Below are 563 nucleotides of genomic sequence, written 5' to 3'. Positions count from 1 at the left end.
CGGCGGGGGCGACGTTGTTTTTCATCGCCGCGTTTTCCGCAGGCATACCAAACGCGTCCCAACCCATAGGCTGCATGACGTTGAAGCCGTTTAAGCGTTTGAAGCGGCTCAATACGTCGCCGATGGTGTAGTTGCGCACATGCCCCATGTGCAGCTTGCCGCTGGGGTAGGGGAACATGGAGAGGCAGTAGTATTTGGGTTTGGAAGCGTCTTCGGAGACGTTGAAAATACGCTCGTCGTCCCATTTTTTCTGCGCCGCAGGCTCAATGGCGGCGGGTTGGTAATGTTCTTGCATGGTCATTCTGTTTTTCGCTTGAAAACGTTGGAAAAAATAAAGATGGGATTATAGCAGGTTGTCGGGCCTGTCGGTTTGACAAAGGCCGTCTGAATGTTTGGATGTCGGAAAAGCACAATTTCAGACGGCCTTGAAAATACTGACTTGAGTTTTTGATACTCGCCCACATATCCCACCCAGTTTGAATTCATTCTTAACACTATCAAAATTAAGAGCAATAAAGATTTTTACGAAACCGTTGGTGTTGCCCGCAGCGCTAGCGACGATG

1 protein-coding gene is annotated in these 563 nt (G+C 49.4%); it reads right to left on the bottom strand.

Translation table 11 applies throughout. The features are described 5' to 3' along the window. The coding region (locus ACTHS3_RS16625; protein ID WP_440368590.1) for a class I tRNA ligase family protein at window positions 1–295 on the bottom strand (295 nt) is incomplete at its 3' end. Window positions 296–563 lie beyond the last annotated feature (268 nt).

This window comes from Neisseria sp. P0009.S007 (assembly GCF_051962515.1).
This window is presented reverse-complemented; position numbering and strand designations above follow the sequence as displayed.